We start from the raw sequence: 26,862 nt of genomic DNA, 5'->3' as shown, positions 1-26,862 counted from the left end.
GATGCGGGATCCGGCGCCTCGTGCATGTCAGGAGTGGGAAGCGGTGGTCGTCATCGCGGCATCCTGAGCCGCACCCACCGGGCCGACGCGCGGGTCGCGCGGAACCCCCGCGTGCGGCGACGGGGGATCATGCCGCGTCGCCGAGCAGCACCGCGGCCCCCTCGTCGGCGGCGTCCGCGTGTGCGCCGTCGATGTGGGCGAGGAGACGACGCCCGAACAGGATGAACGCGGTCGCGATCGCGACCGCCAGGGCGGCCATGACGTACGGGACGCCGGCATTGGAGGCGTGCCACAGCAGTGCCGCCAGTGGGGGAGCGATCGCCCCGCCGAGGAAGCGCACGGCGGAGTATGCCGACGACGCGACCGAGCGGGGGAGGTCGGTGGCCTCCATGACCGCTTCGGTCAAGGCGGTGTTGACGACGCCGAGCACCAGCCCGCCCACGACGATGCAGGCGACCAGGGCGCCGGCCGACGACACGACGAACGCGGCGACGAGAAGGTCGAGTGCGAGCAGCGGCAGCGCGATGAGGAGCACGCTCGTGAGCCGGAGACGACGAAGGAGCAGGGGGGCGACCCAGACGCTGGTGATCGCCAGCGCCACGCCCCAGCCGAAGAACGTCAGCCCGATCCCCATCGCGCCGAAGCCGAGCGGGAACGGCGAGAACGCCAGGAGCGTGAAGAAGCCGATGTTGTAGAACAGCGCGGTCGCGGCCAGGATCGCCAGCGCCGGCCGGCGCAGCGCACGGAACGGCGCGCTGAAGGGCAGGGGCGTGCGCTCCGGAGACGGGCCGCGCAGAAGCACCGTCACCGCGACGAACGCGATGGCCATCAAGGCGACGACGCCGAAGAACGGCCCGCGCCAACTGATCTCGCCCAGGATGCCGCCCACGAGCGGCCCGATCGCGATGCCGAGGCCGAGGGCGGCCTCGTAGAGGATGATCGCCGCCGAGCTGCCGCCCGATGCCGCGCCCACGATCGTGGCCAGCGCGGTGGAGATGAAGAGGGCGTTTCCGAGTCCCCATCCGGCGCGGAAGCCGATGATCGCGTCGACGCTGCCGCTGAGCGCGCACAGGAGGGAGAAGACGACGATGATCCCGAGGCCGACGAGCAGCGTCGCCTTCGCGCCGATTCGGCTCGAGATCCAGCTCGTGACGAGCATCGCCAGGCCGGTGACGACGAGGTAGCTGGTGAAGAGCAGTTCCGTCTCGACCGGGGTCGCCTCGAGCGCATCGGCGATCGCGGGCAGGATCGGGTCGACCAGGCCGATGCCCATGAAGGCCACGACGCACGCGAACGCGACGGCCCACACCTGCGCCGGCTGTTTCCAGATCCGGGATGCCGCGGGCGCGGCGGAAGCGGTATGCCCGGGTGTCGCGGCGAGAACGCGGTTGGCAGCGGTCACCGGACGGCCTCCTTCGTCCTGTCCGCGGGTGCGCCCGTTGCGACGGGGGCGAGCCCGACGCGGAGCGACAGCGCGGTGGCGGCGACGCCGACGGCATCCCATTCCGCCTCGGAGAGATCGGCGACGTGGGGCGCGAGGGAGGCCCGCAGCTGTTCGAACCACGCGCTGAGGGCGTCTCTTCCGCGATCGGTGACGCGGATCACGCTGACGCGCGAATCGGTCGGATGAGCCGCGCGCTCGACGAGGCCCGCGGCATCCATCTGACGCACGAGGCGGGTCATCCCGGGCTGCGTGACGCGGCTGAGGGTGGCGAGGTCGCCGATGCTCTGCGGTCCGTGATCGCGGAGCAGGGTCAATGTGCGCCATTGCGCCCCGGGGGCGTCGTTCTGGGTGTCGATGGCCGCGATGCGCGTGAGGGCGTGCACCGCGAGCAGGAGTTTCTGCAGGTCGTCGTCGCGGGTCATCCCATAAGCATACCGTAGGTATATACCTGAGGTATCAAAATGCGATCAGCGCGCAGCGACGCGCGTCGAGAGCTGATGCGCGTGCGCCAGCAGGATGCGCCCGAGTTCCGCGAGGCGTTCGCCACCGAAGCGGAACTCCACGCCCGTGAGACTCAGCGCCCACTGCGGATCGCCCGTTCGCGTGAACACGGCGGCTCCCACGCCCCAGCTGCCCTCGACGATGAGCCCCGGGTTCACGGCGTAGCCGCGGGCCTTCGTGTCGGCGATGCGCGTGCGCAAGCGCGCCGGGGCGTGCGACGCGCCCCACCGGTCGGCGAGCTCCGGATGCCGGTCCAGATACGCGTCCACATCATGGGGCGGCAGGAAGGCGAGGATCGCCAGCCCGGCAGACGCCACGCCGAGGGGGAAGCGGACACCCTCCGACAGGACGAAGGACCGGATGGGGAAGCTCCCGTCCTCGCGGACGAGGCAGACCGTCTCGTCGCCGCGGCGGACGGAGAGGAAGGCGCTTTCTTCCGTGCGCACGGCGAGTGAGCGCACGATGTCGCGCGCGACGGAGGTGATGTCGAAGCGGGATGCCGCGACACTGCCCATCAGATACAGCTCGGGCCCCGGCAACCAGTGTCCCGTTGCGTCGTCGCGGTCGACGAGGCCCTCCACGCCGCAGGGCCGTGAGCAGGCGGTGCACCGTCGGCCGGGTCAGATCGGCCTCTCGCGCGAGATCGCCCACCGGGGCTCCCGTGTCGCCGGCCGCGGTGACGAGCCGGAGCAGGTGCGCGGCGCGGGCGATGACCTGGGCGCCCGGCACGCTCGCTCGGGGCGGACGAGGGGGGATGGCATCCGGAGTGTCCACGATGTGGACGCTACGCCGCGCGGCATCCACATCGCAAGACACGGGTGCCCCCGCCCGCGGCCCGGGTCGCAGCATGGAGACATCGCTGTTCGAAGGAGTACGCGTGATCGACAAGACCTGGCCCTCGCCCGCCGAGGCCGTGGCCGACATCCCTGACGGGGCCTCGTTGGCCGTCGGGGGATTCGGGCTCTCCGGAAACCCCATCGCCCTCATCGAGGCGCTTCTGGCCCAGGGCACGACCGGCCTCTCGGTCGTCTCCAACAACTGCGGCGTCGACGACTGGGGGCTCGGCATCCTGCTCGGCGCCGGCCGCATCCGCAAGATGACGTCGTCGTACGTCGGTGAGAACAAGGAGTTCGAGCGGCAGTTCCTCTCCGGTGAGCTCGAGCTCGAGCTCACCCCGCAGGGCACCCTCGCCGAGAAGCTCCGCGCCGGCGGCTCGGGCATCGCGGCGTTCTACACGCAGACCGGCGTGGGCACGCAGGTCGCCGAAGGTGGTCTTCCGCGTCGCTACGACGGCTCCGGGGGCATCGCCGTGGCATCCCCGGTGAAGGAGGTGCGCACCTTCGACGTCGGTGGTGAGCCTCGGGAGTTCGTCCTCGAAGAGGCGATCACCACCGACTTCTCGCTCGTGCACGCCTGGAAGGGCGACCGGCACGGCAACCTCGTCTTCCGCAAGGCCGCGCGCGCCTTCAACCCGCTCGCCGCGATGGCCGGGCGCACGTGCATCGTCCAGGTGGAGCACCTCCTCGAGGCGGGCGAGCTGGACCCGGATGCCGTGCACCTCCCCGGCGTCTACGTGCACCGCATCGTCGAGGTCGGTCCCGACATCCCCAAGCGCATCGAGAAGCGCACGGTGAGCGCAGGCGCGCAATGAACGGGTACCGGTCCCTTCGACAGGCTCAGGGACCTGGGCGTCGACAGGCCCAGGGATTCGGGCTTCGCTCCGCCCCCACGACGAAGGAGAACTGACATGGCCCTCACCCGCATCGAGATGGCCGCCCGCGCCGCCCGCGAACTCGCCGACGGCGCCTACGTCAACCTCGGCATCGGGCTTCCCACCCTCGTGCCCAACCACGTGCCCGAGGGCGTGACCGTCGTGCTGCAGTCCGAGAACGGCATCCTGGGCGTCGGGCCATACCCGACGGAGGACGCGGTGGATGCCGACCTCATCAACGCCGGGAAAGAGACGGTGACCACCCTCCCCGGCGCGGCCTTCTTCGACTCGGCGCTGAGCTTCGGGATGATCCGCGGCGGCAAGATCGACGCCGCCATTCTCGGCGCGATGCAGGTGTCGGCATCCGGAGACCTGGCGAACTGGATGATCCCCGGGAAGATGGTCAAGGGTCCCGGCGGCGCGATGGACCTCGTGCACGGAGCCGCCCGCGTGATCGTGCTGATGGAGCACGTCGCCAAAGACGGCTCGCCCAAGATCGTCGACACCTGCTCCCTGCCGCTGACCGGCCGCGGGGTCGTGGATCGCATCATCACCGATCTCGCCGTGATCGACGTGACCGAGGATGGACTCGTGCTCGTCGAGGTCGCCCCCGGGGTGAGCGTCGACGAGGTGCGGGATGCCACCGAGCCACCGCTGACGGTGGCCCTGACCGAGGAGATGACTCGTTGAACACCGAAGACGTCGTGATCGTCGCCGCCGCACGCACCCCGCAGGGGCGGTTGAAGGGGCAGCTCGGCGCACTCACCGCTGTGCAGCTCGGCGCGGCCGCCATCCGCGGGGCGCTCGAGCGCGGGGGCATTCCCGCCGATGCGGTCGACGCCGTGCTGGTCGGCCAGGTGCTGCAGGCCGGCGCGGGGCAGAACGCCGCCCGGCAGGCCGCGATTGCGGCGGGGATCGGCTGGGACGTGCATGCCGCGACCATCAACAAGGTGTGCCTGTCGGGGCTGACCGCCGTCATCGACGCCGCGCGCATGCTGCGCGTCGGCGATGCCGCGGTGGTGGTGGCCGCGGGCATGGAGTCGATGACCCGCGCCCCGCACCTGCTGATGAACTCGCGCGAGGGCTACGCCTACGGCTCGGTCGAGGTGCTCGACCACATGGCCTTCGACGGGCTCACCGACGCCTACGACCGCGAGAGCATGGGGGCCTCGACCGAGCGGGCGAACGCGCGGTACGAGGTCACCCGCGAGGCTCAGGATGCCGTGGCCGCACGCTCCCACCAGCGCGCCGCCGCCGCGCAGGCCGCCGGCGTCTTCGACGGCGAGATCGTGCCCGTCGAGATCCCGCAGCGCAAGGGCGCCCTTCGACAGGCTCAGGGGCCGCTCCTCATCGAGGCCGACGAGGGCATCCGCGCCGACACCACCGTCGACACGCTCGCGAAGCTGCGTCCCGCGTTCGCGGAGGGCGGTTCCATCACCGCCGGCAACGCCTCCCAGATCTCCGACGGTGCATCGGCCGTCGTCGTCACGACGCGCAGCGTCGCGGAGGCGCGCGGCTGGAACGTTCTCGCCGTCGTCGGGGCGTCAGGGCAGGTCGCCGGCCCTGACAACTCGCTGCACGCGCAGCCGGCGCGCGCGATCGCCCAGGCCCTCGAGAAGCAGGGGCTCGTCGCAGCCGACCTCGACCACGTCGAGATCAACGAGGCGTTCGGCGCCGTCGTGGCCCGCTCGCAGGCCGAACTCGGCCTCTCCGACGACGTCGTCAACCCGCACGGCGGCGGCATCGCGATCGGCCACCCCATCGGCGCCTCGGGCAACCGCCTCGTCGTCCACGCGGTCCACCAGCTCGTCCGGCGGGGGAGCGGCACGGCCGTCGTGGCCCTGTGCGGCGGGGGCGGTCAGGGCGACGCGCTGATCCTCACCCGGTAGACGAGGGACGGATGCCGCGGCGACGAGGCCGCGGCATCCGGTCTGCCGATCGGGGCGGGGCCCCGCGGGAGTGAGGGAGGGGACTCAGCGCCCGAAGCGCTTCTTGAACAGCTTCTGCTGCTTCTTCGCGACGGGGGAATCGCCGGCGATGACCTTGCCGCGACGCGCCCGGCGGGTATCGACGACCGATCCGATCGCGAGCGCGAGTGTGATGCCCCAGCTCAGCCACGCGAGCGCGGTGCGCCAGGTGAACGGCTCGTCGTTGCGCAACGCCCGCAGAAGCGTGACGCCGCCGGTGATGGCGCTGAGAAGACCGGTTCCGAAGATGTACTGCCGCATGCGCCCAACCTATCGAGGCGGGCCATCCGACGCCGCGCCTTGACAGGCGTCGGCCGTTCCCGCACGGACGACGCGGAGCTCCGCGGGGGGTGCATCCGGGCCGCGGCGTCCACCCCCTCGGGCGGGCCGGCGCCGCTGTTAGCCTGGGGACGATCCCCCAAGGAGGAGACCTGTGACCCAGGCCGATTTCGTCGTCGTCGCCAACCGTCTGCCCGTTGACCGCACCCCCGATGGAGAGGGCTGGCGGCGCTCGCCGGGCGGACTCGTGACCGCTCTGGAACCCGTCATGCGCCGCGCCGACGGCGCGTGGGTCGGGTGGGCGGGCCAGGCCGACGTGGACGTCGACCCGTTCGAGTTCGACGGCACGCACCTCGTGCCGGTGACCCTTTCCGCCGCCGATGTGCAGCTGTACTACGAGGGCTTCTCGAACGACACCATCTGGCCGCTCTATCACGACGTCATCGCCGCACCCACGTACAAGCGTGCGTGGTGGGACGCCTACGTCAAGGTCAACCAGCGCTTCGCCCAGGCGGCGGCCGACGTCACCGCCCGAGGCGGCATCGTGTGGGTGCAGGACTACCAGTTGCAGCTCGTGCCGAAGATGCTCCGCGAGCTGCGGCCCGACCTGACCATCGGCTACTTCCACCACATCCCCTTCCCCGCCTACGGCCTCTACGCCCAGCTGCCGTGGCGCAAGCAAGTGCTCGAGGGCCTTCTCGGTGCCGATGTCATCGGCTTCCAGCGCGTGGCGGATGCCGGCAACTTCGCCCGTGCCGTGCGGCGGCAACTGCGCCACGAGACCAAGGCCAGCGGCATCCTGGTGCCCGACGGTCAGGGCGGCACCCGCGTGGCGCTCGCGAAGGCGTTCCCCATCTCGATCGACGCCGAGTCGTACATCGAGCTCGCGCAGAAGCCCGAGATCCAGCAGCGCGCGAGAGAGATCCGCGAGGGGCTGGGCAACCCCCGCAAGATCCTGCTCGGTGTCGACCGTCTCGACTACACCAAGGGGATCCGTCACCGCCTCAAGGCGTGGGGCGAGCTCCTGGAGGACGGCCGGGCGAGCGTCGAGGACGCCACCCTCGTGCAGGTCGCGAGCCCGAGTCGCGAGCGTGTCGACGCCTACGTCCAGCTGCGCGACGAGATCGAGATGACCGTCGGGCGCATCAACGGCGACCACGACAGCACGACCCACACCGCCATCCGGTACCTGCACCAGTCCTTCCCCCGCGAAGAGATGGTGGCGCTGTTCCTCGCCGCCGACGTCATGCTCGTCACGGCGCTGCGCGACGGCATGAACCTCGTCGCGAAGGAGTACGTCGCCAGCCGGACGGACAACCGCGGCGTGCTGGTGCTCAGCGAGTTCGCCGGCGCCGCCGACGAGATGGGCAGCGCGCTGCTGATCAACCCGCACGACATCGACGGCCTGAAAGACGCCATCATCCGCGCGATCGACATGCCCGCGTCCGAGCAGGGCCGGCGCATGCGCACCCTTCGCCGGCGCGTGCGCGAACACGACGTCGAGGATTGGTCGCGCGGCTTCCTCGAGGCTCTCGCGGTCTTCCACGACCGCGCGTCCAGCGCCGCCGCGGCCGCCGAGGTGGATGCCGCCGGCGCCGACGGAGACGACGAGGGGGAGGCCGAGTGACCGCCGCGGACGCCGCCGTCGAGGCGGTCGCCACCACCGACACCCTGCTCGTCGCGCTCGATTTCGACGGCACGCTGTCGCCGCTGGTCGATCAGCCGATGTCGGCGCGCATGACGGCTGACGCGCGGACCGTCGTCGACGAGCTCGCCACGTTGCCGCGGACGGTGGTCGCCCTGGTGTCGGGCCGGTCGCTCGGGCACCTGCGCGAGATCGCGGAGCATGCCGACGAGTCGCCGCTCTGGCTGGCCGGGTCGCACGGAGCGCAGTTCTGGGTGCCCGGGACGGGAGTCGAGGCGACCCCCGACGACGCCGACGATCGCGCGCTGCGCGACCGGCTGCTCCGCGAAGCCGAGGCCGCGGCCGCCGGAATGGCGGGCGTCTGGATCGAGCCGAAGGAGTACGGGTTCGGCGTGCACACCCGCTCGGCGGATGCCGTGACCGCCGGCGCCGCGCGCGACGCGGTCGATGCGCTGGTCGCCGCCTCCGCCCCCGACTGGCGTCGGCGGACGGGCCACGACATCCTCGAATTCGCCTTCCGGCACGAGGGCAAGGACTCCGCGGTCGCCCACTTGCGTGAGCGCGTCGGCGCCTCGGCGGTGCTGTTCGCGGGCGACGACGTCACCGACGAAGACGCGCTGCACGCGCTCGGACCCGGAGATCTCGGCGTCCGGGTCGGCGGGGGAGCCACCGCCGCCACCCTGCGGGTCGACGACATCGACGCGTTCGTCGCGGTGCTGCAGGACGTCGCGCGGCTGCGCCGAGCGCACACGGATTAATCGGCCGTTCATCGCCCGTGGCGCATCGGCGGTGCCGGTGCGCGCAATAGACTTTCAGGATGCCCGCACCGCAGAATCCGAACACCGGCGAGTTCGACATCAAGCCCCGCAGTCGCGTCGTCACCGACGGCATCGAAGCCACCACCTCGCGAGGCATGCTTCGTGCCGTCGGCATGGGGGACGAGGACTGGGACAAGCCCCAGATCGGCATCGCGTCGAGCTGGAACGAGATCACCCCCTGCAACCTCAGCCTCGACCGCCTCGCGCAGGGCGCCAAAGAAGGCGTGCACGCCGGCGGCGGGTACCCGCTGCAGTTCGGCACCATCTCCGTCTCCGACGGCATCTCGATGGGTCACGAGGGCATGCACTTCTCGCTCGTCTCTCGCGAGGTCATCGCCGACAGCGTCGAGACCGTCATGATGGCCGAGCGCCTCGACGGCTCCGTGCTGCTCGCCGGCTGCGACAAGTCGATCCCGGGCATGCTCATGGCATCCGCCCGCCTCGATCTGTCGAGCGTCTTCCTCTACGCGGGCTCGATCGCGCCGGGCTGGGTCAAGCTCAGCGACGGCACCGAGAAGGACGTGACGATCATCGACTCGTTCGAGGCCGTCGGCGCGTGCCTCGCGGGCAAGATGAGCGAAGCCGACCTCAAGCGCATCGAGTGCGCGATCGCCCCCGGTGAGGGGGCCTGCGGTGGCATGTACACCGCCAACACCATGGCCTCCGTCGCCGAGGCGCTCGGCCTCAGCCTGCCGGGCTCGGCGGCTCCGCCGTCGGCCGACCGTCGCCGCGACTACTTCGCCCACCGCTCGGGCGAAGCCGTGGTCAACCTGCTCCGCCAGGGCATCACCACGCGTGACATCCTCACCAAAGAGGCCTTCGAGAACGCCATCGCCCTCGCCATGGCGCTCGGCGGCTCGACCAACGTCGTGCTGCACCTGCTCGCCATCGCCAACGAGGCCGAGGTCGAGCTCACCCTCCACGACTTCAACCGCATCGGCGACAAGACGCCGCACGTGGCCGACATGAAGCCGTTCGGTCAGTACGTCATGAACGACGTCGACCGCCACGGCGGCATCCCCGTCATCCTCAAGGCGATGCTCGACGAGGGACTGCTGCACGGCGACGCGCTCACCGTCACGGGCAAGACGCTCGCCGAGAACCTCGCCGACCTCGACCCCGACCCGGTCGACGGCAAGGTCATCCACTCGTTCGACGACCCGATCCACGCCACGGGCGGCATCACGATCCTGCACGGGTCGATGGCCCCCGAGGGTGCGGTCGTGAAGTCGGCCGGCTTCGACGGCAACGTCTTCGAGGGCCCGGCGCGGGTGTTCGAGCGCGAGCGCGGGGCCATGGACGCCCTCGAGGCGGGCCGGATCAACGCCGGCGACGTGGTCGTCATCCGCTACGAAGGCCCCAAGGGCGGCCCGGGCATGCGCGAGATGCTGGCCATCACCGCGGCCATCAAGGGCGCTGGCCTCGGAAAAGATGTACTACTCTTGACGGACGGTCGATTCTCAGGCGGCACAACCGGCCTCTGCATCGGCCACATAGCTCCCGAAGCGGTGGACGCAGGTCCGATCGCCTTCGTGCGCGATGGTGATCTGATACGGGTCGATATCGCCGCTCGCACTCTCGACTTGATCGTCGATGACGCCGAGCTCAGTTCCCGCCGTAACGGCTGGGAGCCGCTGCCCCCGCGCTATACCCGCGGCGTTCTGGCCAAGTATTCCAAGCTCGTGCACTCCGCTGCGGAGGGCGCGGTCACGGGCTGACGGCCGTCCCCTTTCTCACCTTCTTCTGGTTCTCGAGGTACTCCCATGTCCATCGATTCCCCCACCGCGGCCATTCCCCGGCCGCCCGTGCGTACGGCGCCGGCGCCCGTGATGACGGGCGCCCAGGCGGTCGTCCGTTCCCTCGACTTGCTCGGGGTGACCGACGTGTTCGGTCTGCCCGGCGGTGCGATCATGCCGGTCTACGACCCGCTCATGGATGACGAGCATGTCCGCCACATCCTCGTGCGCCACGAGCAGGGTGCCGGTCATGCTGCCGAGGGCTACGCCGCCGCCTCCGGCAAGGTCGGCGTCGCCATCGCGACGTCCGGTCCCGGTGCCACCAACCTCGTCACCGCGATCGCCGACGCCTACATGGACTCGGTTCCGCTGGTGTGCATCACCGGCCAGGTGTTCTCGACCCTCATGGGCACCGACGCCTTCCAGGAGGCCGACATCGTCGGCATCACGATGCCGATCACGAAGCACTCGTTCCTGGTGAAGTCGGCGGAGGACATCCCCGGCGCCATCGCGGCGGCTTTCGAGATCGCCTCGACCGGTCGCCCCGGCCCCGTGCTGGTGGACATCACCAAGGATGCGCAGCAGGCGGAGGCCGCCTTCGTGTGGCCGCCCAAGATCGACCTGCCCGGGTACCGCCCGGTGACCAAGGCGCACGGCAAGCAGATCCAGGCCGCGGCGCACCTTCTCGCCACCGCGAAGAAGCCCGTGCTCTACGTGGGCGGCGGCGCGATCCGCTCGAACGCGTCGGCGGAGCTCAAGGTGCTCGCCGAGGCCACCGGCGCCCCGGTCGTGACCACGCTCATGGCGCGCGGTGCGTTCCCCGACTCGCACGAGCAGCACTTGGGCATGCCCGGCATGCACGGCACCGTGCCCGCCGTGCTCGCGCTGCAGGAGAGCGACCTCATCGTCTCGCTCGGTGCACGCTTCGACGACCGCGTCACCGGCAAGGCGGCGCTGTTCGCCCCGCACGCGCAGGTGGTGCACGTCGACATCGACCCCGCCGAGATCTCCAAGATCCGCACCGCCGATGTGCCGATCGTGGGCGATCTGCGTGAGGTGCTCGTCGACCTGGATGCCGCGTTCCGCGCCGCCGATGCCGAGCACCCGCACGACTACTCCGAGTGGTGGACGTACTTGAACGGGCTCCGAGAGGAGTTCCCGCTCGGATACACGCCGACCACCGACGGTCTGCTCTCGCCCCAGCACGTCATTCAGCGCATCGGCGAGCTGACCGGCCCCGAGGGTGTCTACGCTTCGGGCGTTGGTCAGCACCAGATGTGGGCCGCGCAGTTCATCAAGTACGAGCGTCCCAACGCCTGGCTGAACTCCGGCGGCGCCGGCACCATGGGCTATGCCGTGCCCGCGGCCATGGGTGCGAAGGTGGCTCAGCCCGAGCGCGCGGTGTGGGCGATCGACGGCGACGGCTGCTTCCAAATGACCAACCAGGAGCTCGCGACCTGCGTCATCAACGACATCCCGATCAAGGTCGCGATCATCAACAACTCTTCGCTGGGCATGGTGCGCCAGTGGCAGACGCTGTTCTTCGACGGCCGTCACTCCAACACCGACCTCAACACCGGTCACGGCACGCGTCGCATCCCCGACTTCGTCAAGCTCGCCGAGGCGTACGGTTGCCTCGCGATCCGCGTCGAGAAGGAAGACGAGATCGACGCCGCCATCCAGCTCGCGCTCGACACGAACGACCGCCCCGTGGTCATCGACTTCGTCGTGAGCGCGGACGCGATGGTGTGGCCGATGGTCCCGCAGGGCGTCAGCAACAGCTACGTGCAGTACGCGCGGGACCACTCGCCCGCCTTCGCCGAGCAGGAGGACTGAGATGTCTCGTCACGTTCTGAGCCTCCTCGTCGAGGACAAGCCGGGTCTGCTCACCCGCGTCGCGGGGCTCTTCGCCCGGCGCGGCTTCAACATCGAGTCGCTCGCCGTGGGCGTCACCGAGGTGCCCGGACTCTCGCGCATCACGGTGGTCGTCGACGTCGAGGGACTTCCCCTCGAGCAGGTGACCAAGCAGCTGAACAAGCTCATCAACGTCATCAAGATCGTCGAGCTCGACCCGTCGGCATCCGTTCAGCGCGAGCACGTGCTGGTGAAGGTACGCGCCGACAACGCCACGCGCTCGAACGTGGTCGAGGTCGTCAACCTGTTCCGCGCGTCGGTCGTCGACTACGCCCCCGACGCCATGGTCATCGAGATCACCGGCGACTCGGGCAAGGTCGGCGCCTTCCTCAAGGCCATCGAGCCCTTCGGCGTGAAGGAGCTCGCGCAGTCGGGTCTGCTCGCCGTCGGCCGCGGCGGCAAGAGCATCACCGAGCGCGTCCTGCGCGGCTGACCCCGTCGGTCCCTGAGCCTGTCGAAGGGCCCGACACCCCGACCCGTCGGTCCCTGAGCCTGTCGAAGGGCCCGACACCCCGACCCGTCGGTCCCTGAGCCTGTCGAAGGGCCCGACTCCCCGAACCACGTACGTCCCACAACCCCCGGTCCCTTCGACAAGCTCAGGGACCTGTAACCAAGGAGAAAGTTCCATGGCAGAGATCTTCTACGACGACGACGCCGACCTCGCGATCATCCAGGGCAAGAAGGTCGCGATCGTCGGCTACGGCTCGCAGGGTCACGCGCACGCGCAGAACCTTCGCGACTCGGGTGTCGAGGTCGTCATCGCGCTGAAGGACGGCTCCAAGTCGGCCGCCAAGGCGCAGGAAGACGGCTTCGAGGTCAAGAGCGTCGCCGACGCCGCCGAGTGGGCCGACCTCATCATGATCCTCGCGCCCGACCAGCACCAGCGCTCGATCTACGCCGACTCCATCAAGGACAAGCTGACCGAGGGCAAGACGCTCGCCTTCGCGCACGGCTTCAACATCCGCTTCGGCTACATCGACGCCCCCGAGGGTGTCGACGTCATCCTCGTCGCCCCGAAGGCGCCCGGCCACACCGTGCGTCGCGAGTACGTCGCCGGCCGCGGTATCCCCGACATCATCGCCGTCGAGCGCGACGCCTCGGGCTCGGCCTGGGACACCGCGCTGTCGTACGCCAAGGCCATCGGCGGCACCCGCGCCGGCGTCATCAAGACGACCTTCACCGAAGAGACCGAGACCGACCTGTTCGGCGAGCAGGCCGTGCTCTGCGGTGGCATGAGCCACCTCGTGCAGTACGGCTTCGAGACCCTCGTCGAGGCCGGTTACCAGCCGCAGATCGCGTACTTCGAGGTGCTGCACGAGCTCAAGCTCATCGTCGACCTCATGTGGGAGGGCGGCATCGCCAAGCAGCGCTGGTCGATCTCCGACACCGCCGAGTACGGCGACTACGTCTCGGGCCCCCGCGTCATCTCGCCCGAGGTCAAGACGAGCATGCAGGCAGTGCTCGCCGACATCCAGTCGGGCGCGTTCGCGAAGCGCTTCATCGACGACCAGGACAACGGCGCCACCGAGTTCCTCGAGCTCCGCGAGAAGGAGCAGGGTCACCCCATCGAGGCGACCGGCAAGGAGCTGCGCGGTCTGTTCGCGTGGAAGCAGCAGGACAGCGACTACGTCGAGGGCAGCGCTGCGCGCTGACCTCCGCCGGCGGCTACGTCATTCATAGCGATCGCCCAGGCGATCGCGGTGGGCTCGGCCGCGCGCTGAGTTCTCGTTCTCGAACGCCCCGGGACCTTTCGGTTCCGGGGCGTTCGCCGTTGCCGCGGTCGTCGACGGCGCCCGGATGCCATCGCCTCCGGTCGCGGCGGGGCGCGGCCGGGTGGTGGGGGAGCCGCGCTACCGTTGGCGCGTGAGCACTCCGCGCGATGACGACGCCCTCTCGTGGGGCGGTGACGACGATCCGACGCTCGACGTCGGCGACAAGCACGCGCCCGGAGGCGGCGCAGGACGGGCTCCCGAGCCCGAGCCGCTGCAGCCGTCGCCACCCCCCGCGGCTCCGCCCGCACGGCATCCGGACCCGTCCGACGTGCCCGCCGAGCCCGATCAGGATGCCGCGCACGCAGCGCCGCTCGGCAACGCCGGTCTCGTGGGCATCGGCATGGTCGCCATGGCACTGGTCATCTTCGCGATCGGATGGTTCGTCGCCGGGTTGCAGCTCCAGGGGCTGGGCCTCCCGATCCCGTCGGTCACCCTCATCGCGCTCACCATCGGGGCCGCACTCGCGCCCCTGGTGTGGTTCGTCGCCGTGCTCGTGTTGACGCGATCGTGGCGCACCTGGCAACGGTTCCTGCTCTTGATCCTCGGGATCGTGCTGCTCGTTCCCTGGCCGTTCCTGTCGTTGGGAGCCTTCGCATGAGCGACACCGCCCGCACGCGTGTGCTCCCGACCTGGCTGGTCGTCACGATCGCCGGGGTGTTCGCCTTGTTCTACGCCTACGTGGTGTGGAGTTCGGTCGCGCTGCTGATCCAGCAGGCGACCGGCCCGCTCGGACTCAATGGCCTCGGGTGGTTCGTGTACATCCTGCCGATCGTGTTCCCCCTCGCGGCGTTCGGCGTCGCGTTCGCGATCGGCGCGCGGCGTCGGGCGGGGGAGTTCGCGATCGTCCTCCTCGCCGGGCTCACGCTGTCGGCGGCGTTCTGGCTCGCGATCGTGGGGTACGGCACGACGTCGTACGGGTTGTACGGGGGCTGAGCGCCCCCGACGTCGACGCCGGCTGCGATTCCGCGGCGGTCGGCGTCGGGTCGGCATCGTGGCATCCGTCGTCCGCCGTCACACGGTCGGGGGCGCGCCTGCCTCCGCGCTAGGCTGGCAGACGGCCCGCACGGGTCGCGCGCCCGGTTCGCGCCGGCGGTGCGCGACGGTGCGCGTCAGATCCCCTGCACCGTTTCGAAGGACGCATCCGTGACGAAGCCCGTCGTTCTCATCGCCGAAGAACTCTCTCCCGCCACGATCGACGCGCTCGGCCCCGACTTCGACGTGCGAAGCGTCGACGGGACCGACCGCCCCGCGCTGCTCTCGGCTCTCGCCGATGCGCACGCGGTGCTCGTGCGCTCGGCCACCCAGATCGACGCCGAGGCGTTGGCGGCAGCCCCCTCGCTCAAGGTCGTCGCCCGCGCGGGCGTGGGTCTCGACAACGTCGACATCAAGTCGGCGACCGCGGCCGGCGTCATGGTCGTCAACGCCCCGACCTCCAACATCATCTCGGCCGCGGAGCTCACGGTCGGTCACGTGCTGAGCCTCGCGCGCCGGATCCCGGCCGCCCACGCCTCGCTCGCGCAGGGCCTGTGGAAGCGCAGCTCGTTCACCGGCACCGAGTTGTTCGAGAAGACGATCGGCATCATCGGCCTCGGTCGCATCGGCGCCCTCATCGCCGCTCGCGTGCAGGCGTTCGGCATGTCGGTCATCGCCTACGACCCGTACGTCACGGTCGCGCGCGCCCAGCAGCTCGGCGTGCAGCTCGTCTCGCTCGACGATCTGCTCGAGCAGAGCGACTTCGTCACGATCCACATGCCGAAGACGCCCGAGACCACCGGCATGATCGGCACCGAGCAGCTCCGACGCATGAAGAAGACGGCCTACGTCATCAACGTCGCCCGCGGTGGCCTCATCGACGAGGAGGCCCTCTTCGACGCCCTCACCACCGGTGAGATCGCCGGAGCGGGACTTGACGTGTTCTCGTCCGAGCCCCCCGCCGAGGGCGGCCCCGCGCGCAAGCTCCTCGACCTGCCGAACGTCGTCGTCACGCCGCACCTCGGTGCCAGCACCGAGGAGGCGCAAGAGAAGGCGGGCGTCTCGGTCGCCCGTTCGGTCAAGCTCGCGCTCGAGGGCGACCTCGTTCCGGATGCCGTGAACGTCGCCGGCGGCGCGATCGACCCGTTCGTGCGTCCGGGGATCGCGCTGGTGGAGATGCTGGGTCAGTTTTTCAGCGGTCTCGCCGACAGCGCCCTCACCAGCCTCGACATCGAGGTGCGTGGCGAGCTCGCGGCGTACGACGTGAGCGTGTACCGCCTGGCGGCGCTCAAGGGCTACTTCAGCCGCATCGTCAGCGAGACCGTGTCATACGTGAACGCGCCGCTCTTCGCGGAGCAGCGCGGCGTCGAGGCGCGCCTGGTCGTCGAGGCGGAGAGCCCGCTGTACCGCAACATCACGATCCTGCGCGGCACGCTGGCCGACGGCTCCACCCTCACCGTCGCCGGCACCCTCGCCGGTACCCGCATGGTTCCCAAGGTCGTCGCCGTCAACGGCTACGACATCGAAGTGCCGATCGAGAAGCACCACCTCGTCATGCGCTACGCCGACCGTCCCGGCATCGTGGCGATCTACGGCCGGAAGCTGGGCGAGGCGGGCATCAACATCGCGGGTCTCCAGGTGGCGGCTCCGGATGCCACGGGCCGGGCGCTCTCGGTGCTGACGGTCGACTCGCCGGTGCCCGACGACATCCTCGGCGCGATGCGCGAGGCCGTCGGCGCCGACCTGTTCCGTCAGATCGACATCGTCGAGGACTGACGGGTTCGTTCTCGGGGGAGGGGGTCGCTGCGGCGGCCCCCTTCGTCGTCCTCGGCATGAGCGCGCGGTGGGCGTTGCTCCGCCCCGCGCTCCGCTTTCCGCCCGGAATCGGCGAGAATCGCATCGATCGCGCGGGGAGCGCGGACCGCTGAGCGGGTGCGGCGCCGGAGTCAGGTGGCCGCGGCGACGACCGCGTCGATGAGCGCGTCGAGGTCGCGTCCCTGCAGCTGAGGGCCCGGGACCGCGTTCAGGTCGAGCACGGCGTTGAAGTACAGACCGTCGCTGACCAGGAGCACCATCTGCAGCGCCGTCTCATCGCGCGTGTGCGGGCGCAGGCTGTCTTCCCAGAGTTCGCGCACGCGACGAAGCGATGCCGAGGCGGCATCATTGCCGTTCTGCGCGAGACGCGAGACGGCGAGGATCGTCACGTCGAGCGGCGAGCCGGTGTTCTGCGAGGAGCGCAGATGCGCGGCGACCACACCCTCGTCGGACTCCTCGATCTCGGCGACATCCTCGCGGGCGAGGCGCTCGAGCCGATCGACGAGCGCGGCTTCCAGTGCGCTCTTCGAATTGAAGTGGTAGAGCAGGCCGCCCTTGGACACGCCCGCGGCGCGCGCCGTCGCATCCATCGTCGCCGCCCGCTCGCCGTCGTCGACGAGGATGCGCATGAAGGCGTCGAGGACGGCTTCGCGGGCGAGGGGAGGGCGGCTCATGACTCCTCGATCGTACTGGCGGGAAATGGCGACGCTCTGATACTATACCGGCTGGACGGTTTAGAAACGGATCGGAAGAATGCTCACCTCGTTGCCCACCCAAGAGATCGCCGTGACCCGGGCCGGTTGGCGCGGGTGGTTCGCGCTGGCGGTGCTCATGCTGCCCGTGCTGCTGGTCTCGGTCGACAACACCGTGCTGAGCTTCGCGCTGCCCGAGATCGCGCTCGACCTGCAGCCCTCGAGCATCGAGCAGCTGTGGATCATCGATGTCTACCCGCTCGTCCTGGCGGGGCTCCTGGTGACCATGGGTACGCTCGGCGACCGGTTCGGACGCAAGCGCATGCTGCTCATCGGCGCCACGGGCTTCGCCGCCGTGTCGGCCCTTTCCGCGTTCGCGCCCACCGCCGCGGCGCTGATCGCCGGTCGCGCGCTGATGGGCGTCTTCGGTGCGATGCTCATGCCGTCGACGCTGTCGCTGCTGCGCAGCATCTTCCGCGATCGCGACGAGCGTCGCCTCGCGATCGCCGTGTGGGCGTCGGGCTTCTCGGCCGGCGCCGCGCTCGGGCCCATTGTCGGCGGCTTCCTCCTCGAACACTTCTCGTGGGGTTCGGTCTTCCTCCTGGCCGTTCCCGTTCTGGTGCCCCTGCTCGTGCTGGCCCCGTTCTTCGTGCCCGAGAGCCGCGACCCGGCCCCCGGTCGGTTCGACCCGTTGAGCGTCCTGCTGTCGCTCGCGACCATGGTGCCCATCGTCTACGGCATCAAGAAGCTCGCCGTCGACGGGCCGACCTCCACGGCCGCCGTCCTGTTCGTGGTCGGCGTCGCGTTCGGGTGGCTTTTCGTGCGCCGTCAGGGGCGGATCGCGTCGCCGATGCTCGACATGTCGCTCTTCCAGCGCGGGACCTTCTCGGGTGCCATCCTGGTCAACCTGCTCAGTGTGGTCGGGCTGGTGGGCTTCCTCTACTTCGTCGCGCAGCACCTCCAGCTCGTCGTGGGACTGTCGCCGATGAACGCCGGCTTCGCCCTCGTGCCGGGACTCGCCCTCATGATCCTGTCGGGGCTGGCCGTTGTGCCCATCGCCACGCGCTTCGCGCCCCGAGTGGTCGTGCCGGTCGCACTCGGCTTCTCCGTCGTCGCCTACGTGATGGTCGCGCTCTCCACGGCCGACCTCACGCAGCTGATCGTCGCCTTCGCGCTTCTGGGCATCGGTATCGGCGCGGCCGAGACGGTGTCGAACGAACTCATCCTCTCCAGCGCGCCCTCCGCGAAGGCCGGGGCTGCCAGCGCTGTCTCCGAGACCGCCTACGAGGTGGGGGCCGTGCTGGGCACCGCTGTCCTCGGCGGGATCCTCGCCGCCTTCTATCGCGCGCAGCTCGTCCTTCCCGCGGGGCTTCCGGATGCCGCAGCACAGGCGTCGCGCGAGACTCTGGCCGGGGCGGTGGCCGTGTCGCACACGCTCGACGACGTCGCGCTGGCCGAGGCCCTGCGCGCGGCGGCGGCGCACGCTTTCGACTCGGGGGTCGTCGTGACCGCGTTGATCGGCGCGGGCTTGATCGTCGTGGCGGGAGTCATCGCTGCGACTACCCTGGGAGGAACCCGCAGCACGTCGTCGAAGTGACGTGCCCCGAGCTCTGAGGAGAGCGATGTCGCGTGTCGTGAAGCTGGCCGTCATCCCCGGTGACGGCATCGGTCCCGAGGTCGTCGCCGAGGCCGTGAAGGTCCTCGACGCGGTCACCGCCGAGTCGGACGTCACCTTCGACAAGTCGGCGTTCTCCCTCGGCGCCGGCCGCTACCTCGAGACGGGCGACACCCTCACCGACGACGACCTCGCCGCCATCGCCGCGCACGACGCGATTCTGCTCGGCGCCGTCGGGGGAGTCCCCGGCGACCCGCGCCTCAAGGATGCCAACATCGAGCGCGGCCTGCTGCTGAAGCTGCGCTTCGAGCTCGATCACTACGTCAACCTCCGCCCCTCGAAGCACTACCCGGGTGCCACGGGCCCCCTCGCCGATCCCGGCGACATCGATTTCGTCGTGGTGCGCGAGGGCACCGAGGGTCCGTACGTCGGCAACGGCGGTGCGATCCGCCGGGGCACGCCGCATGAGGTGGCCAACGAGACGTCCGTGAACACCGCCTACGGCGTCGAGCGCGTCGTGCGCTACGCCTTCGCTCTCGCCGCGCGGCGCCGGCACAAGCTGACGCTGGTGCACAAGACGAACGTCCTCGTGCACGCGGGCGGCATGTGGAAGCGCATTGTGGATGCCGTGGCATCCGAGTACCCGGGGGTCGACGTAGACTACCTGCACGTCGATGCGGCGACGATCTTCCTGGTCACGAACCCGGGCCGCTTCGATGTGATCGTCACCGACAACCTCTTCGGCGACATCCTGACCGACTTGGCCGGCGCCGTCACCGGAGGCATCGGCCTCGCCGCATCGGGCAACATCAACCCCGACGGCGCGTTCCCCTCGATGTTCGAGCCCGTCCACGGATCGGCGCCCGACATCGCGGGCACCCAGAAAGCCGACCCCACGGCCGCGATCCTCTCCGTCGCCCTCCTGCTCGATCACCTCGGGCTCGTCGACGAAGCCGCCCGCGTCACCCGCGCGGTCGAGGATGACATCGCGAGCCGTGACGGAGCCCGCACCACCGCCCAGATCGGCGACGCCATCGCCGAACGCGTCCAGGCGTAACCTGGAGCGATCGGTCCGCATCGCCCCCGCGCACGAAGAGTTTTGGATCCCACATGACCACCATCGACACCGATCCCGACACCGGACTCGAGCCCCTCGAGTTCGCCGTCACCCGCAACCTCGCCGCCAAGAGCACCGTCGACCGCGACGCGATCCTGGCCAGCCCCGGTTTCGGTCAGAGCTTCACCGACCACATGGTCGACATCTGCTGGTCGGTGCGCGGCGGCTGGCACCGCCCGCGCGTCTCGCCCTACGGCCCGATCTCGCTCGACCCCGCGGCCGCCGTGCTGCACTACGGGCAGGAGATCTTCGAGGGCATCAAGGCGTACCGTCACGCCGATGGCTCGGTGCACACGTTCCGTCCCGACCAGAACGGGCGCCGTCTGCAGCGTTCGGCCCGCCGTCTCGCGCTTCCTGAACTGCCCGTGCCCTACTTCCTGCAGTCGCTGCGTGAGCTCATCGCCGTCGACGGGGCGTGGGTTCCCTCGGGTGAAGACCAGAGCCTGTACCTGCGGCCGTTCATGTTCGCGAAAGAGGCGTTCCTCGGTGTCCGTCCGGCCCACAAGGTGGCCTACTACCTGATCGCGAGCCCGGCCGGTGCCTACTTCAAGGGCGGCGTGAAGCCGGTGTCGATCTGGCTGAGCGAGGACTACTCGCGCGCCGGCAAGGGCGGCACCGGCGCGGCCAAGACCGGCGGCAACTACGCCGCGAGTCTGCTGCCGCAGTCGGAGGCGTACGAGAACGAGTGCGACCAGGTCGTGTTCCTCGACCAGGACCGCAACGTCGAGGAGCTCGGCGGCATGAACGTCGTGTTCGTCTACAAGGACGGCACGATCGTCACCCCGCAGTCCGACTCGATCCTCGAGGGCATCACCCGCGATTCGCTCCTCCAGCTCGCGCGCGATCGCGGCCATAACGTGGTCGGCCGCAACGTGTCGCTGACCGAGTGGCGCGAGGGCGTGGCATCCGGAGACATCGTCGAGGTGTTCGCGTGCGGGACCGCCGCCGTCGTCACGCCCATCGGCGTGCTGAAGGGTCGGGACTTCATCGACGAGCAGCCCACCGGCACCCTCGCCCTCGAACTGCGCGAGGAGCTCACGAACATCCAGTACGGTCGCGCCGAAGACAAGCACGGCTGGCTTTACCGCCTCGACGCGTAAGCAGCCGCCGACCACGGAGGGACTCCCGGATGCCGGGGGTCCCTCCGCCGTCTTTGCGGCCGGTTGCCAATCCTCGGCGTGGGCCGCGGCGCCGTCGGGCGTGACCGACGCGGTCGGGAGCGTTCGCCACGGCTCGCCGTCGCGCTTCTCGCGCAGAAACACGATGCGTGCGCAGAAACAGGCTGCGAGCGTGTTTCTGCGCAGGAATTGTGTTTCTGCGTGGGGAGGTGGCCGCGGGTCGGCGGGCTGCAGCGGGTGGCGGTGTTGGGTTGGCGGGGTGCCGCGGGTGGAGTGTGGGTCGGCTGGCGGGGGCGGGGCTGGGGCGCGTCGTCGATAAACACGATCCGTGCACAGAAACAGTCTGCGAGCATGTTTCTGCGCAGGGATTGTGTTTCTGCGTGGGGAGGTGGTCGCGGGTCGGCGGGCTGCAGTGGGTGGCGGTGTTGGGGTCGGCGGGCTGTCGCGTTGGGGTTTCTTGCCAAGCGGCGTGTGGAGCGTGGGTCGGCCGGCGTGGGTGGGGCGGGCCGCGTTGCCGATAAACACGATTCGTGCGCAGAAACAGTCTGCGAGCGTGTTTCTGCGCAGGGATTGTGTTTATGCGTGGGGAGGTGGCCGCGGGCTGCCGCGCCTGCAGCGGGTGGCGGTGTTGGGGTCGCCGGGCTGCCGCGTTGGGGGTTCGTGCCAAGCGGCGTGCGGAGCGTGGGTCGGCCGGCGTGGGCGGGGCGGGCCGCGTCGCTGATAAACACGATTCGTGCGCAGAAACAGTCTGCGAGCGTGTTTCTGCGCAGGGATTGTGTTTATGCGTGGGGAGGTGACCGCGGGTCGGCGGGCTGCAGCGGGTGGCGGTGTTGGGGTCGGCGGGCTGTCGCGTTGGGGTTTCGTGCCAAGCGGCGTGTGGAGCGTGGGTAGGCCGGCGTGGGCGGTGCGCGTCGCCGATAAACACGATTCGTGCGCAGAAACAGTCTGCGAGCGTGTTTTTGGCGCAGGGATTGTGTTTTTGCGGGGGAAGGTGGCCGCGGGTCGGCGGGCTGCCGCAGGTGGCGGTGTCGGGGTCGGCGGGCTGCCGCGGGTGGAGTGTAGGCCGGCCAGCGTGGGTGGGGCGGGCCGCGTCGCCGATAAACACGATTCGTGCGCAGAAACAGTCTGCGGGCGTGTTTTTGCGCAGGGATTGTGTTTATGCGTGGGGAGGTGGCCGCGGGCGGGCGGGCTGCGGGCCGCTGCGGGGCCGCGCGCTGCGGGGCTGCGCCGCTGCGGGGCTGCGCGCGCAGGGCCGCGAGCCGAGGATGTGTGCGTCGGCCCCGGCGTCCACACACCGCGGGCTTCCCTGAAGCGTGTCGGAGGCCCCGATTAGGCTGAACCTCGTGAAGATCGCTCGATTCAGCCACCAGGATGCCATTCGCTACGGGATCGTCGACGACGGCGAGCTCGTGGTCCTCGCCGGTGATCCGATGTTCGCCGGGTTCGACACCACCGGAGAACGCGTTCCGCTCGTCGAGGTCGCCCTGCTCGCGCCGGTCATCCCGCGCTCCAAGGTCGTGTGCATTGGCAAGAACTATCGCGATCACGCCGCGGAGATGGGCAGTGAGGCGCCCGCTGAGCCGCTGATGTTCCTCAAGCCGAACACGTCGGTCATCGGCCCCGGCGACACCATCGTGCGGCCGACCCGCCTGAGCTCCCACACCGACTACGAGGGAGAGCTCGCGGTGGTGATCGGGCGGGTGGCGAAGAACGTCCCTGCGGAACGCGCGAACGACTACATCTTCGGCTACACCGTCGCCAACGACGTCACCGCCCGCGACCTCCAGCGCTCCGACGGGCAATGGTCGCGCGCCAAGGGCTTCGACACCTTCTGCCCGGTGGGGCCCGTCATCGAGACCGATCTCGACCTCGACGCCGCCGTGATCACCACGCGTGTCAACGGCGAGGTGCGCCAGAACGGACCGGTCTCTGACATGATCCACGGCATCCCGGCCCTCATCGCGTATGCCTCGGCGGTGTTCACGTTGCTTCCGGGCGACCTCCTTCTGACCGGAACGCCGGCGGGCATCGGCTCCTTCGCCGCGGGCGACGCCATCGAGGTCGAGATCGAGGGCATCGGGATCCTGCGCAACACCGCGCGCGATGCCTGACACCTCGGCCGCTCCGGCGGCGCTCGACCTCCTCGCCACGCAGCGCCGCACGGTGCGCGTGCTGGCGGTCGGGCAGGTGCTCAGTGGTGTCGCATTCGGGTCGACGCTGTCGTTGGGGGCGCTGCTGGCCGCCGACCTCTCCGGGGCGGAGTCCCTGTCGGGCTTCGCCACGGCGGCGGTGACGCTGGGGGCGGCGCTCACGGCGATTCCCCTCGCGCGGCTCGCGGGGCGACGCGGCCGACGCGTCGCGCTGACGACCGGCAACGTGGCCGCGCTCACAGGCATCGCACTCGTGATCCTCGCGGCATCCGTGCGGTCGTTCCCGCTGCTCCTCGTCGGAATCGCGCTCATCGGCGCCGGCAATGCGGCGACGCTGCAATCCCGGTTCGCGGCCACGGATCTCGCGACGACGGCCCGGCGCGGCCGTGATCTCGCGACCGTCGTCTGGGCCACGACGGTCGGCGGTGTCGTGGGGCCCCTGCTCCTGGCGCCGGCCGAGGTGGTCGGCGCGGCGATCGGGATGCCGCGGCTCACCGGCGCGTACCTGTTCTCGCTGCTCGCGCAGGCCTGCGCGTTCGGGCTCTATGCGCTGGTCCTGCGCCCCGACCCGCTGCTGCTCGCGCAGCGACTCGCGCGCGAGGGCGAGCCCTCGGCCGTCACGGCTCCCGACCTCGATCGGCCGTGGCTCGCCCGCTTCGCCATCCTCGCCGTCGCCTCCTCCCACGTCACCATGGCCGCGGTCATGGCGATGACACCCGTTCACCTCGCGCACATCGTGGCACCGGATGCCGTCACCCTCGCCGTCGGCGTCACGATCGCGCTGCACGTCTTCGGGATGTACGGCCTGTCACCGGTCTTCGGCATCCTCGCCGACCGTGTCGGACGGATCGCGGTCATCGTCCTCGGCCAGGTGCTGCTGGTCGCCGCGTTGATGACCGCGGCGCTGTTCACCGACGCCCAGATGGGTGTGCTCGTCGCCCTCGTGCTGCTCGGGCTCGGGTGGAGCGCCGCCACCGTTGCCGGGTCCGCTCTGCTGACGGAGGCGACGCCGGTTGCGGCGCGCCCACGACGCCAGGGTCGCAGCGACACGACGATGACCGCCTCCGCCGCCGTGGGTTCCGTGCTGGCCGGTGTCATCCTCGGCGCGGTCGGGTACGACGGCCTCGCCCTCTGGGCGCTGGTTCCGGTCACCGTGGTCTGCGTGGGGGCCGTCGTCGTGCGCAGCCGCAGCCTGTGACCGGACCGTGGCTCCCGGGTCACCGAGCCGGGGGCTCCGGTCATCCTCGTCGATGGCGGAATCTCGGGCTCGGGGCGCGCGAGCTGTGAGCCGGTGGGGCCGTCGACCCCCGACACCACCGCCCAGACAGGCTCCTGGCATCCGACGACGCGGCCGTCGGGTTTCCGAGCGCGGAATGCTGCGCGAGGGCGGCAGAACGTCGACCTGCGCCGGGCTCCGTCAGATGGAGTAGTCCAAAGCCAAGGACGGGGGAGCGAACGCCCGCGGCGACGTGTCGAGTGCGCGGCTGCGTCCGGCTCGGGGTGCAGCATGCCTGCGACCGCGGCCCAGGGCGCGGAGCGCGCGGTCCACGTCGATCTCGTCGTTGAACACGTGGAACGCGACTCGCGCCCGACCCGCACGACCGGACGCGGTGATGCCGTGGGCGGTGAGTTGCGCGAGTGCCTCGCCGGTGGCATCCGGCCACGTGACGATCGCCGACGGCCGAGCGGGCTGCGCGAGTCCGAGGCACTCCCGGAAGCGCGCCGCCAGGGCGGTGGTGTGAACGTACAGCTCGGCGGCGTCGGCGTCGGCGAACAGCGTGAGCGCGGGCGCAGCCCCGACGAACGCCTGCCACGCGGGTGACACGTCGAAGCGGCGCGCGTTGGCCGCGAGCGTGCCGCCGGTGCCGTAGCAGGACGACCACGGGTCGTCGCCCGAGTACCAGCCGGCCTGCACCGGGCGAAGCCGCGCGGCGAAATCCGGGCGCACGGTGAGGAAGCCGACTCCGCGCGGGCAGCACAGCCACTTGTAGGCGTGGCAGACGGTCGCGTCGAAGAGCGTCGCGTCGACCGGCAGCCACCCGGCGGCCTGAGTGAGATCGCAGAGCGTGCGCGCGCCGGCGCGGGCCGCCGCGGCGGCGATGCCCGCGGCATCCGCCACCTCACCCGTGGCCGACTGGACGAGCGAGAATGCGACCATCCACGTGTCGGTCGACACCGCGTCGGCGAGCTCCGCGAGCGGAACGGTCCGCAGCCGGATCCCTCGTCCGGTCTGCGCGAACGGCGCGACGAGCGAGGCGAAGTCGTCTTCGGGGCACAGCACCTCGGCGCCGTCGGGCACGGAGGCGGCGATCATCGACACCATCACCGACGTCTGCGATCCGATCGCGACGTCGCCGACGGGGGAGCGCACGAGTCGTGCGTAGGCGGATCGGGCCTCCTCCACTGCCCGGGATGCGGCGGCGAGATCGGGACGACCGGATGCCGCAGCGTCGAGATCGGCGCGGATGGCGCGCACCGTGCTACGCGCGGGGAGGCCGACGGTGCACGCGCCGAGATAGTCACGGCCGCCGGCGAAGTGCAATGCGAGGCTGCTCATGGATCCAGGTTCCCGCCGTCTCGTGTCATTGCACTAGAGCAGGCTTTGCATGAGAAGCATTCGTCTGCTTATGTGTTGGCGTGACCGACTCCGACGACGGCCTTGACGCCCATTCGCTCCGCGTCGTGAAGGCGATCGCCGACTCCGGTTCGATCACGGCCGCCGCGCGCGCCCTCGGCTACAGCCAACCGGCCGTCAGCCAGCAGCTGCGTCGCCTCGAGCGACGCGCGGGCATGCCGATCGTCGAGCGCGTCGGGCGCGGCGTGCGACTCACCGAGGCGGGCCACGTGCTCGCCCGCCACGCCGCCGCCGTGACGACGGCCCTGGACGCCGCCGCGGGCGACCTGGCCGAACTCCGGGGCCTGCGGGCAGGTCGTGTGCGCATCGCCGCCTTCCCGTCGGCGTCGTCGACCGTCGTGCCGCGGGTCATCGCTGCCGTGACGGCGCGCCGACCGGGCGTCTCGATCAGCTTCGTCGAGGCCGAGCCGCCCGAGGCCATCGTGTCGGTGCGCGAGGACCGCGCGGACATCGCGCTGACCTACAGCTATCCCGGCGACCGTCGCGAGCTCGACCTCGCTGCGACGGGGCTGTCGGTGCGTACGGTCGGCGGAGACGACACCGTCCTGGTCCTGCCCGTCGACCACCCGGCGGCCGACGGGCCCATCGATCTGTCGCGCCTTGCGGGGGAGCGGTGGATCGCCGGGTGCCCCCAGTGTCGCGGGCACCTTCTCGAGGCCTGCGCGCGCGCCGGGTTCGTCCCGGACATCGCCTTCGAGACCGACAACTACATCGCGGTCGAGAATCTCGTCGCGCAGGGCGTGGGCGTCGCCATCCTGCCGCGCATGGCCGTGGCATCCTTCCCCCTGCTCACCGGGATCGCGGCCCCTCCTCTTCCGGATGCCGAAGCCCGCACGCTCCACGTCGTCACGGCGCGCGGCGCGGAGAACGTGCCGGCGGTCGGTGTGGCGCTCGAGGTCATCGGCGAGGTGCTCGCGGACTATCCACTGCCCTCGGGTCGACCGACGCGCCGCCGGTAGGA

The 26,862-nt window shown here is 70.4% G+C and carries 23 protein-coding genes and 1 pseudogene; 18 read left to right on the top strand and 6 right to left on the bottom strand.

Features of this window, described 5'->3' with window-relative positions; translation table 11 throughout:
• Nucleotides 1-127 precede the first annotated feature (127 nt).
• The 3 genes and pseudogenes from QE392_RS13040 to QE392_RS13030 all read right to left on the bottom strand — a co-directional run bounded on the left by QE392_RS13040 (nucleotide 128) and on the right by QE392_RS13030 (nucleotide 2,674).
• A complete protein-coding gene (locus tag QE392_RS13040) occupies nucleotides 128-1,330 on the bottom strand; it encodes an MFS transporter (RefSeq protein ID WP_307454145.1) in 1,203 nt (400 codons plus the stop codon).
• Between the two features lie 68 nt (nucleotides 1,331-1,398).
• Nucleotides 1,399-1,866, bottom strand: coding sequence for a MarR family winged helix-turn-helix transcriptional regulator (locus tag QE392_RS13035; protein WP_307452383.1), 468 nt, complete (start codon nucleotides 1,864-1,866; stop codon nucleotides 1,399-1,401).
• A gap of 45 nt (nucleotides 1,867-1,911) precedes the next feature.
• Nucleotides 1,912-2,674, bottom strand: a pseudogene (locus QE392_RS13030) (IclR family transcriptional regulator).
• 148 nt (nucleotides 2,675-2,822) lie between these two features.
• On the opposite strand from QE392_RS13030, the gene QE392_RS13025 reads away from it, so the two are divergent.
• The 3 genes from QE392_RS13025 to QE392_RS13015 all read left to right on the top strand — a co-directional run bounded on the left by QE392_RS13025 (nucleotide 2,823) and on the right by QE392_RS13015 (nucleotide 5,545).
• Nucleotides 2,823-3,596 (top strand): CoA transferase subunit A, encoded by a 774-nt coding sequence (locus QE392_RS13025; protein WP_307454144.1) that lies wholly within the window; start codon nucleotides 2,823-2,825, stop codon nucleotides 3,594-3,596.
• Between the two features lie 96 nt (nucleotides 3,597-3,692).
• Nucleotides 3,693-4,346 carry a CoA transferase subunit B gene (locus tag QE392_RS13020; protein ID WP_307452381.1) on the top strand — a complete coding sequence of 218 codons (654 nt, stop codon included), beginning with the start codon at nucleotides 3,693-3,695 and terminating at the stop codon, nucleotides 4,344-4,346.
• A complete protein-coding gene (locus QE392_RS13015; RefSeq protein ID WP_307452379.1) occupies nucleotides 4,343-5,545 on the top strand; it encodes an acetyl-CoA C-acyltransferase in 1,203 nt (400 codons plus the stop codon). The genes QE392_RS13020 and QE392_RS13015 overlap by 4 nt, the downstream gene beginning before the upstream one ends.
• 84 nt (nucleotides 5,546-5,629) lie before the next feature.
• Here the strand turns inward: QE392_RS13015 and QE392_RS13010 are convergent, their stop codons facing one another.
• The gene (locus tag QE392_RS13010; RefSeq protein WP_307452376.1) at nucleotides 5,630-5,884 is read right to left on the bottom strand and encodes a hypothetical protein; all 255 of its coding nucleotides are present in this window, start codon (nucleotides 5,882-5,884) and stop codon (nucleotides 5,630-5,632) included.
• 172 nt (nucleotides 5,885-6,056) lie between these two features.
• On the opposite strand from QE392_RS13010, the gene QE392_RS13005 reads away from it, so the two are divergent.
• The 9 genes from QE392_RS13005 (at nucleotide 6,057) to serA (ending at nucleotide 16,535) form a co-directional block, all read left to right on the top strand.
• Nucleotides 6,057-7,529 carry an alpha,alpha-trehalose-phosphate synthase (UDP-forming) gene (locus QE392_RS13005; protein WP_307452374.1) on the top strand — a complete coding sequence of 491 codons (1,473 nt, stop codon included), beginning with the start codon at nucleotides 6,057-6,059 and terminating at the stop codon, nucleotides 7,527-7,529.
• A complete protein-coding gene (gene otsB / locus QE392_RS13000; RefSeq protein ID WP_307452370.1) occupies nucleotides 7,526-8,305 on the top strand; it encodes a trehalose-phosphatase in 780 nt (259 codons plus the stop codon). Before QE392_RS13005 ends, otsB begins: the two co-directional genes overlap by 4 nt.
• A 59-nt stretch (nucleotides 8,306-8,364) precedes the next feature.
• Nucleotides 8,365-10,083 carry a dihydroxy-acid dehydratase gene (ilvD, locus tag QE392_RS12995; RefSeq protein WP_307452367.1) on the top strand — a complete coding sequence of 573 codons (1,719 nt, stop codon included), beginning with the start codon at nucleotides 8,365-8,367 and terminating at the stop codon, nucleotides 10,081-10,083.
• Between the two features lie 45 nt (nucleotides 10,084-10,128).
• On the top strand, nucleotides 10,129-11,937 hold the full coding sequence (locus tag QE392_RS12990) for an acetolactate synthase large subunit (protein ID WP_307452365.1): 1,809 nt from the start codon (nucleotides 10,129-10,131) through the stop codon (nucleotides 11,935-11,937).
• Between the two features lies 1 nt (nucleotide 11,938).
• A complete protein-coding gene (gene ilvN, locus QE392_RS12985) occupies nucleotides 11,939-12,448 on the top strand; it encodes an acetolactate synthase small subunit (RefSeq protein ID WP_307452362.1) in 510 nt (169 codons plus the stop codon).
• Nucleotides 12,449-12,641: 193 nt separating this feature from the next.
• Nucleotides 12,642-13,667: a ketol-acid reductoisomerase gene (gene ilvC, locus QE392_RS12980; protein WP_307452359.1), complete on the top strand. Its 1,026-nt coding sequence runs from the start codon at nucleotides 12,642-12,644 to the stop codon at nucleotides 13,665-13,667.
• A 211-nt stretch (nucleotides 13,668-13,878) separates the two neighbouring features.
• Nucleotides 13,879-14,385: a DNA polymerase III subunit gamma/tau gene (locus tag QE392_RS12975; protein WP_307452357.1), complete on the top strand. Its 507-nt coding sequence runs from the start codon at nucleotides 13,879-13,881 to the stop codon at nucleotides 14,383-14,385.
• The gene (locus QE392_RS12970; protein ID WP_307452355.1) at nucleotides 14,382-14,720 is read left to right on the top strand and encodes a bacitracin resistance protein; all 339 of its coding nucleotides are present in this window, start codon (nucleotides 14,382-14,384) and stop codon (nucleotides 14,718-14,720) included. The genes QE392_RS12975 and QE392_RS12970 overlap by 4 nt, the downstream gene beginning before the upstream one ends.
• Nucleotides 14,721-14,930: 210 nt before the next feature.
• Nucleotides 14,931-16,535 carry a phosphoglycerate dehydrogenase gene (gene serA / locus QE392_RS12965; RefSeq protein ID WP_307452353.1) on the top strand — a complete coding sequence of 535 codons (1,605 nt, stop codon included), beginning with the start codon at nucleotides 14,931-14,933 and terminating at the stop codon, nucleotides 16,533-16,535.
• Between the two features lie 170 nt (nucleotides 16,536-16,705).
• Here the strand turns inward: serA and QE392_RS12960 are convergent, their stop codons facing one another.
• A complete protein-coding gene (locus tag QE392_RS12960) occupies nucleotides 16,706-17,248 on the bottom strand; it encodes a TetR/AcrR family transcriptional regulator (RefSeq protein ID WP_307452351.1) in 543 nt (180 codons plus the stop codon).
• Between the two features lie 79 nt (nucleotides 17,249-17,327).
• On the opposite strand from QE392_RS12960, the gene QE392_RS12955 reads away from it, so the two are divergent.
• The 5 genes from QE392_RS12955 to QE392_RS12935 all read left to right on the top strand — a co-directional run bounded on the left by QE392_RS12955 (nucleotide 17,328) and on the right by QE392_RS12935 (nucleotide 24,464).
• The gene (locus QE392_RS12955; protein ID WP_307452349.1) at nucleotides 17,328-18,863 is read left to right on the top strand and encodes an MFS transporter; all 1,536 of its coding nucleotides are present in this window, start codon (nucleotides 17,328-17,330) and stop codon (nucleotides 18,861-18,863) included.
• A 25-nt stretch (nucleotides 18,864-18,888) separates the two neighbouring features.
• A complete protein-coding gene (locus QE392_RS12950) occupies nucleotides 18,889-19,938 on the top strand; it encodes a 3-isopropylmalate dehydrogenase (protein WP_307452346.1) in 1,050 nt (349 codons plus the stop codon).
• A 53-nt stretch (nucleotides 19,939-19,991) separates the two neighbouring features.
• Nucleotides 19,992-21,098, top strand: coding sequence for a branched-chain amino acid aminotransferase (locus QE392_RS12945; RefSeq protein WP_307452344.1), 1,107 nt, complete (start codon nucleotides 19,992-19,994; stop codon nucleotides 21,096-21,098).
• Nucleotides 21,099-22,459: 1,361 nt separating this feature from the next.
• Nucleotides 22,460-23,227, top strand: coding sequence for a fumarylacetoacetate hydrolase family protein (locus QE392_RS12940; protein WP_307452342.1), 768 nt, complete (start codon nucleotides 22,460-22,462; stop codon nucleotides 23,225-23,227).
• The gene (locus QE392_RS12935) at nucleotides 23,220-24,464 is read left to right on the top strand and encodes an MFS transporter (protein ID WP_307452338.1); all 1,245 of its coding nucleotides are present in this window, start codon (nucleotides 23,220-23,222) and stop codon (nucleotides 24,462-24,464) included. Before QE392_RS12940 ends, QE392_RS12935 begins: the two co-directional genes overlap by 8 nt.
• Before the next feature lie 219 nt (nucleotides 24,465-24,683).
• Here QE392_RS12935 and QE392_RS12930 read toward each other — a convergent pair whose 3' ends face one another.
• Nucleotides 24,684-25,823 carry an aminotransferase class V-fold PLP-dependent enzyme gene (locus QE392_RS12930; RefSeq protein ID WP_307452336.1) on the bottom strand — a complete coding sequence of 380 codons (1,140 nt, stop codon included), beginning with the start codon at nucleotides 25,821-25,823 and terminating at the stop codon, nucleotides 24,684-24,686.
• Nucleotides 25,824-25,903: 80 nt separating this feature from the next.
• Between QE392_RS12930 and QE392_RS12925 the strand changes: the two genes are divergently transcribed.
• Nucleotides 25,904-26,860, top strand: a complete 957-nt coding sequence (locus QE392_RS12925; RefSeq protein ID WP_307452334.1) for a LysR family transcriptional regulator — start codon at nucleotides 25,904-25,906, stop codon at nucleotides 26,858-26,860.
• Nucleotides 26,861-26,862: the final 2 nt, after the last annotated feature.

It is taken from the genome of Microbacterium proteolyticum (genome assembly GCF_030818075.1).
Taxonomy (GTDB): Bacteria; Actinomycetota; Actinomycetes; order Actinomycetales; family Microbacteriaceae; genus Microbacterium; species Microbacterium proteolyticum_A.
This window is presented reverse-complemented; position numbering and strand designations above follow the sequence as displayed.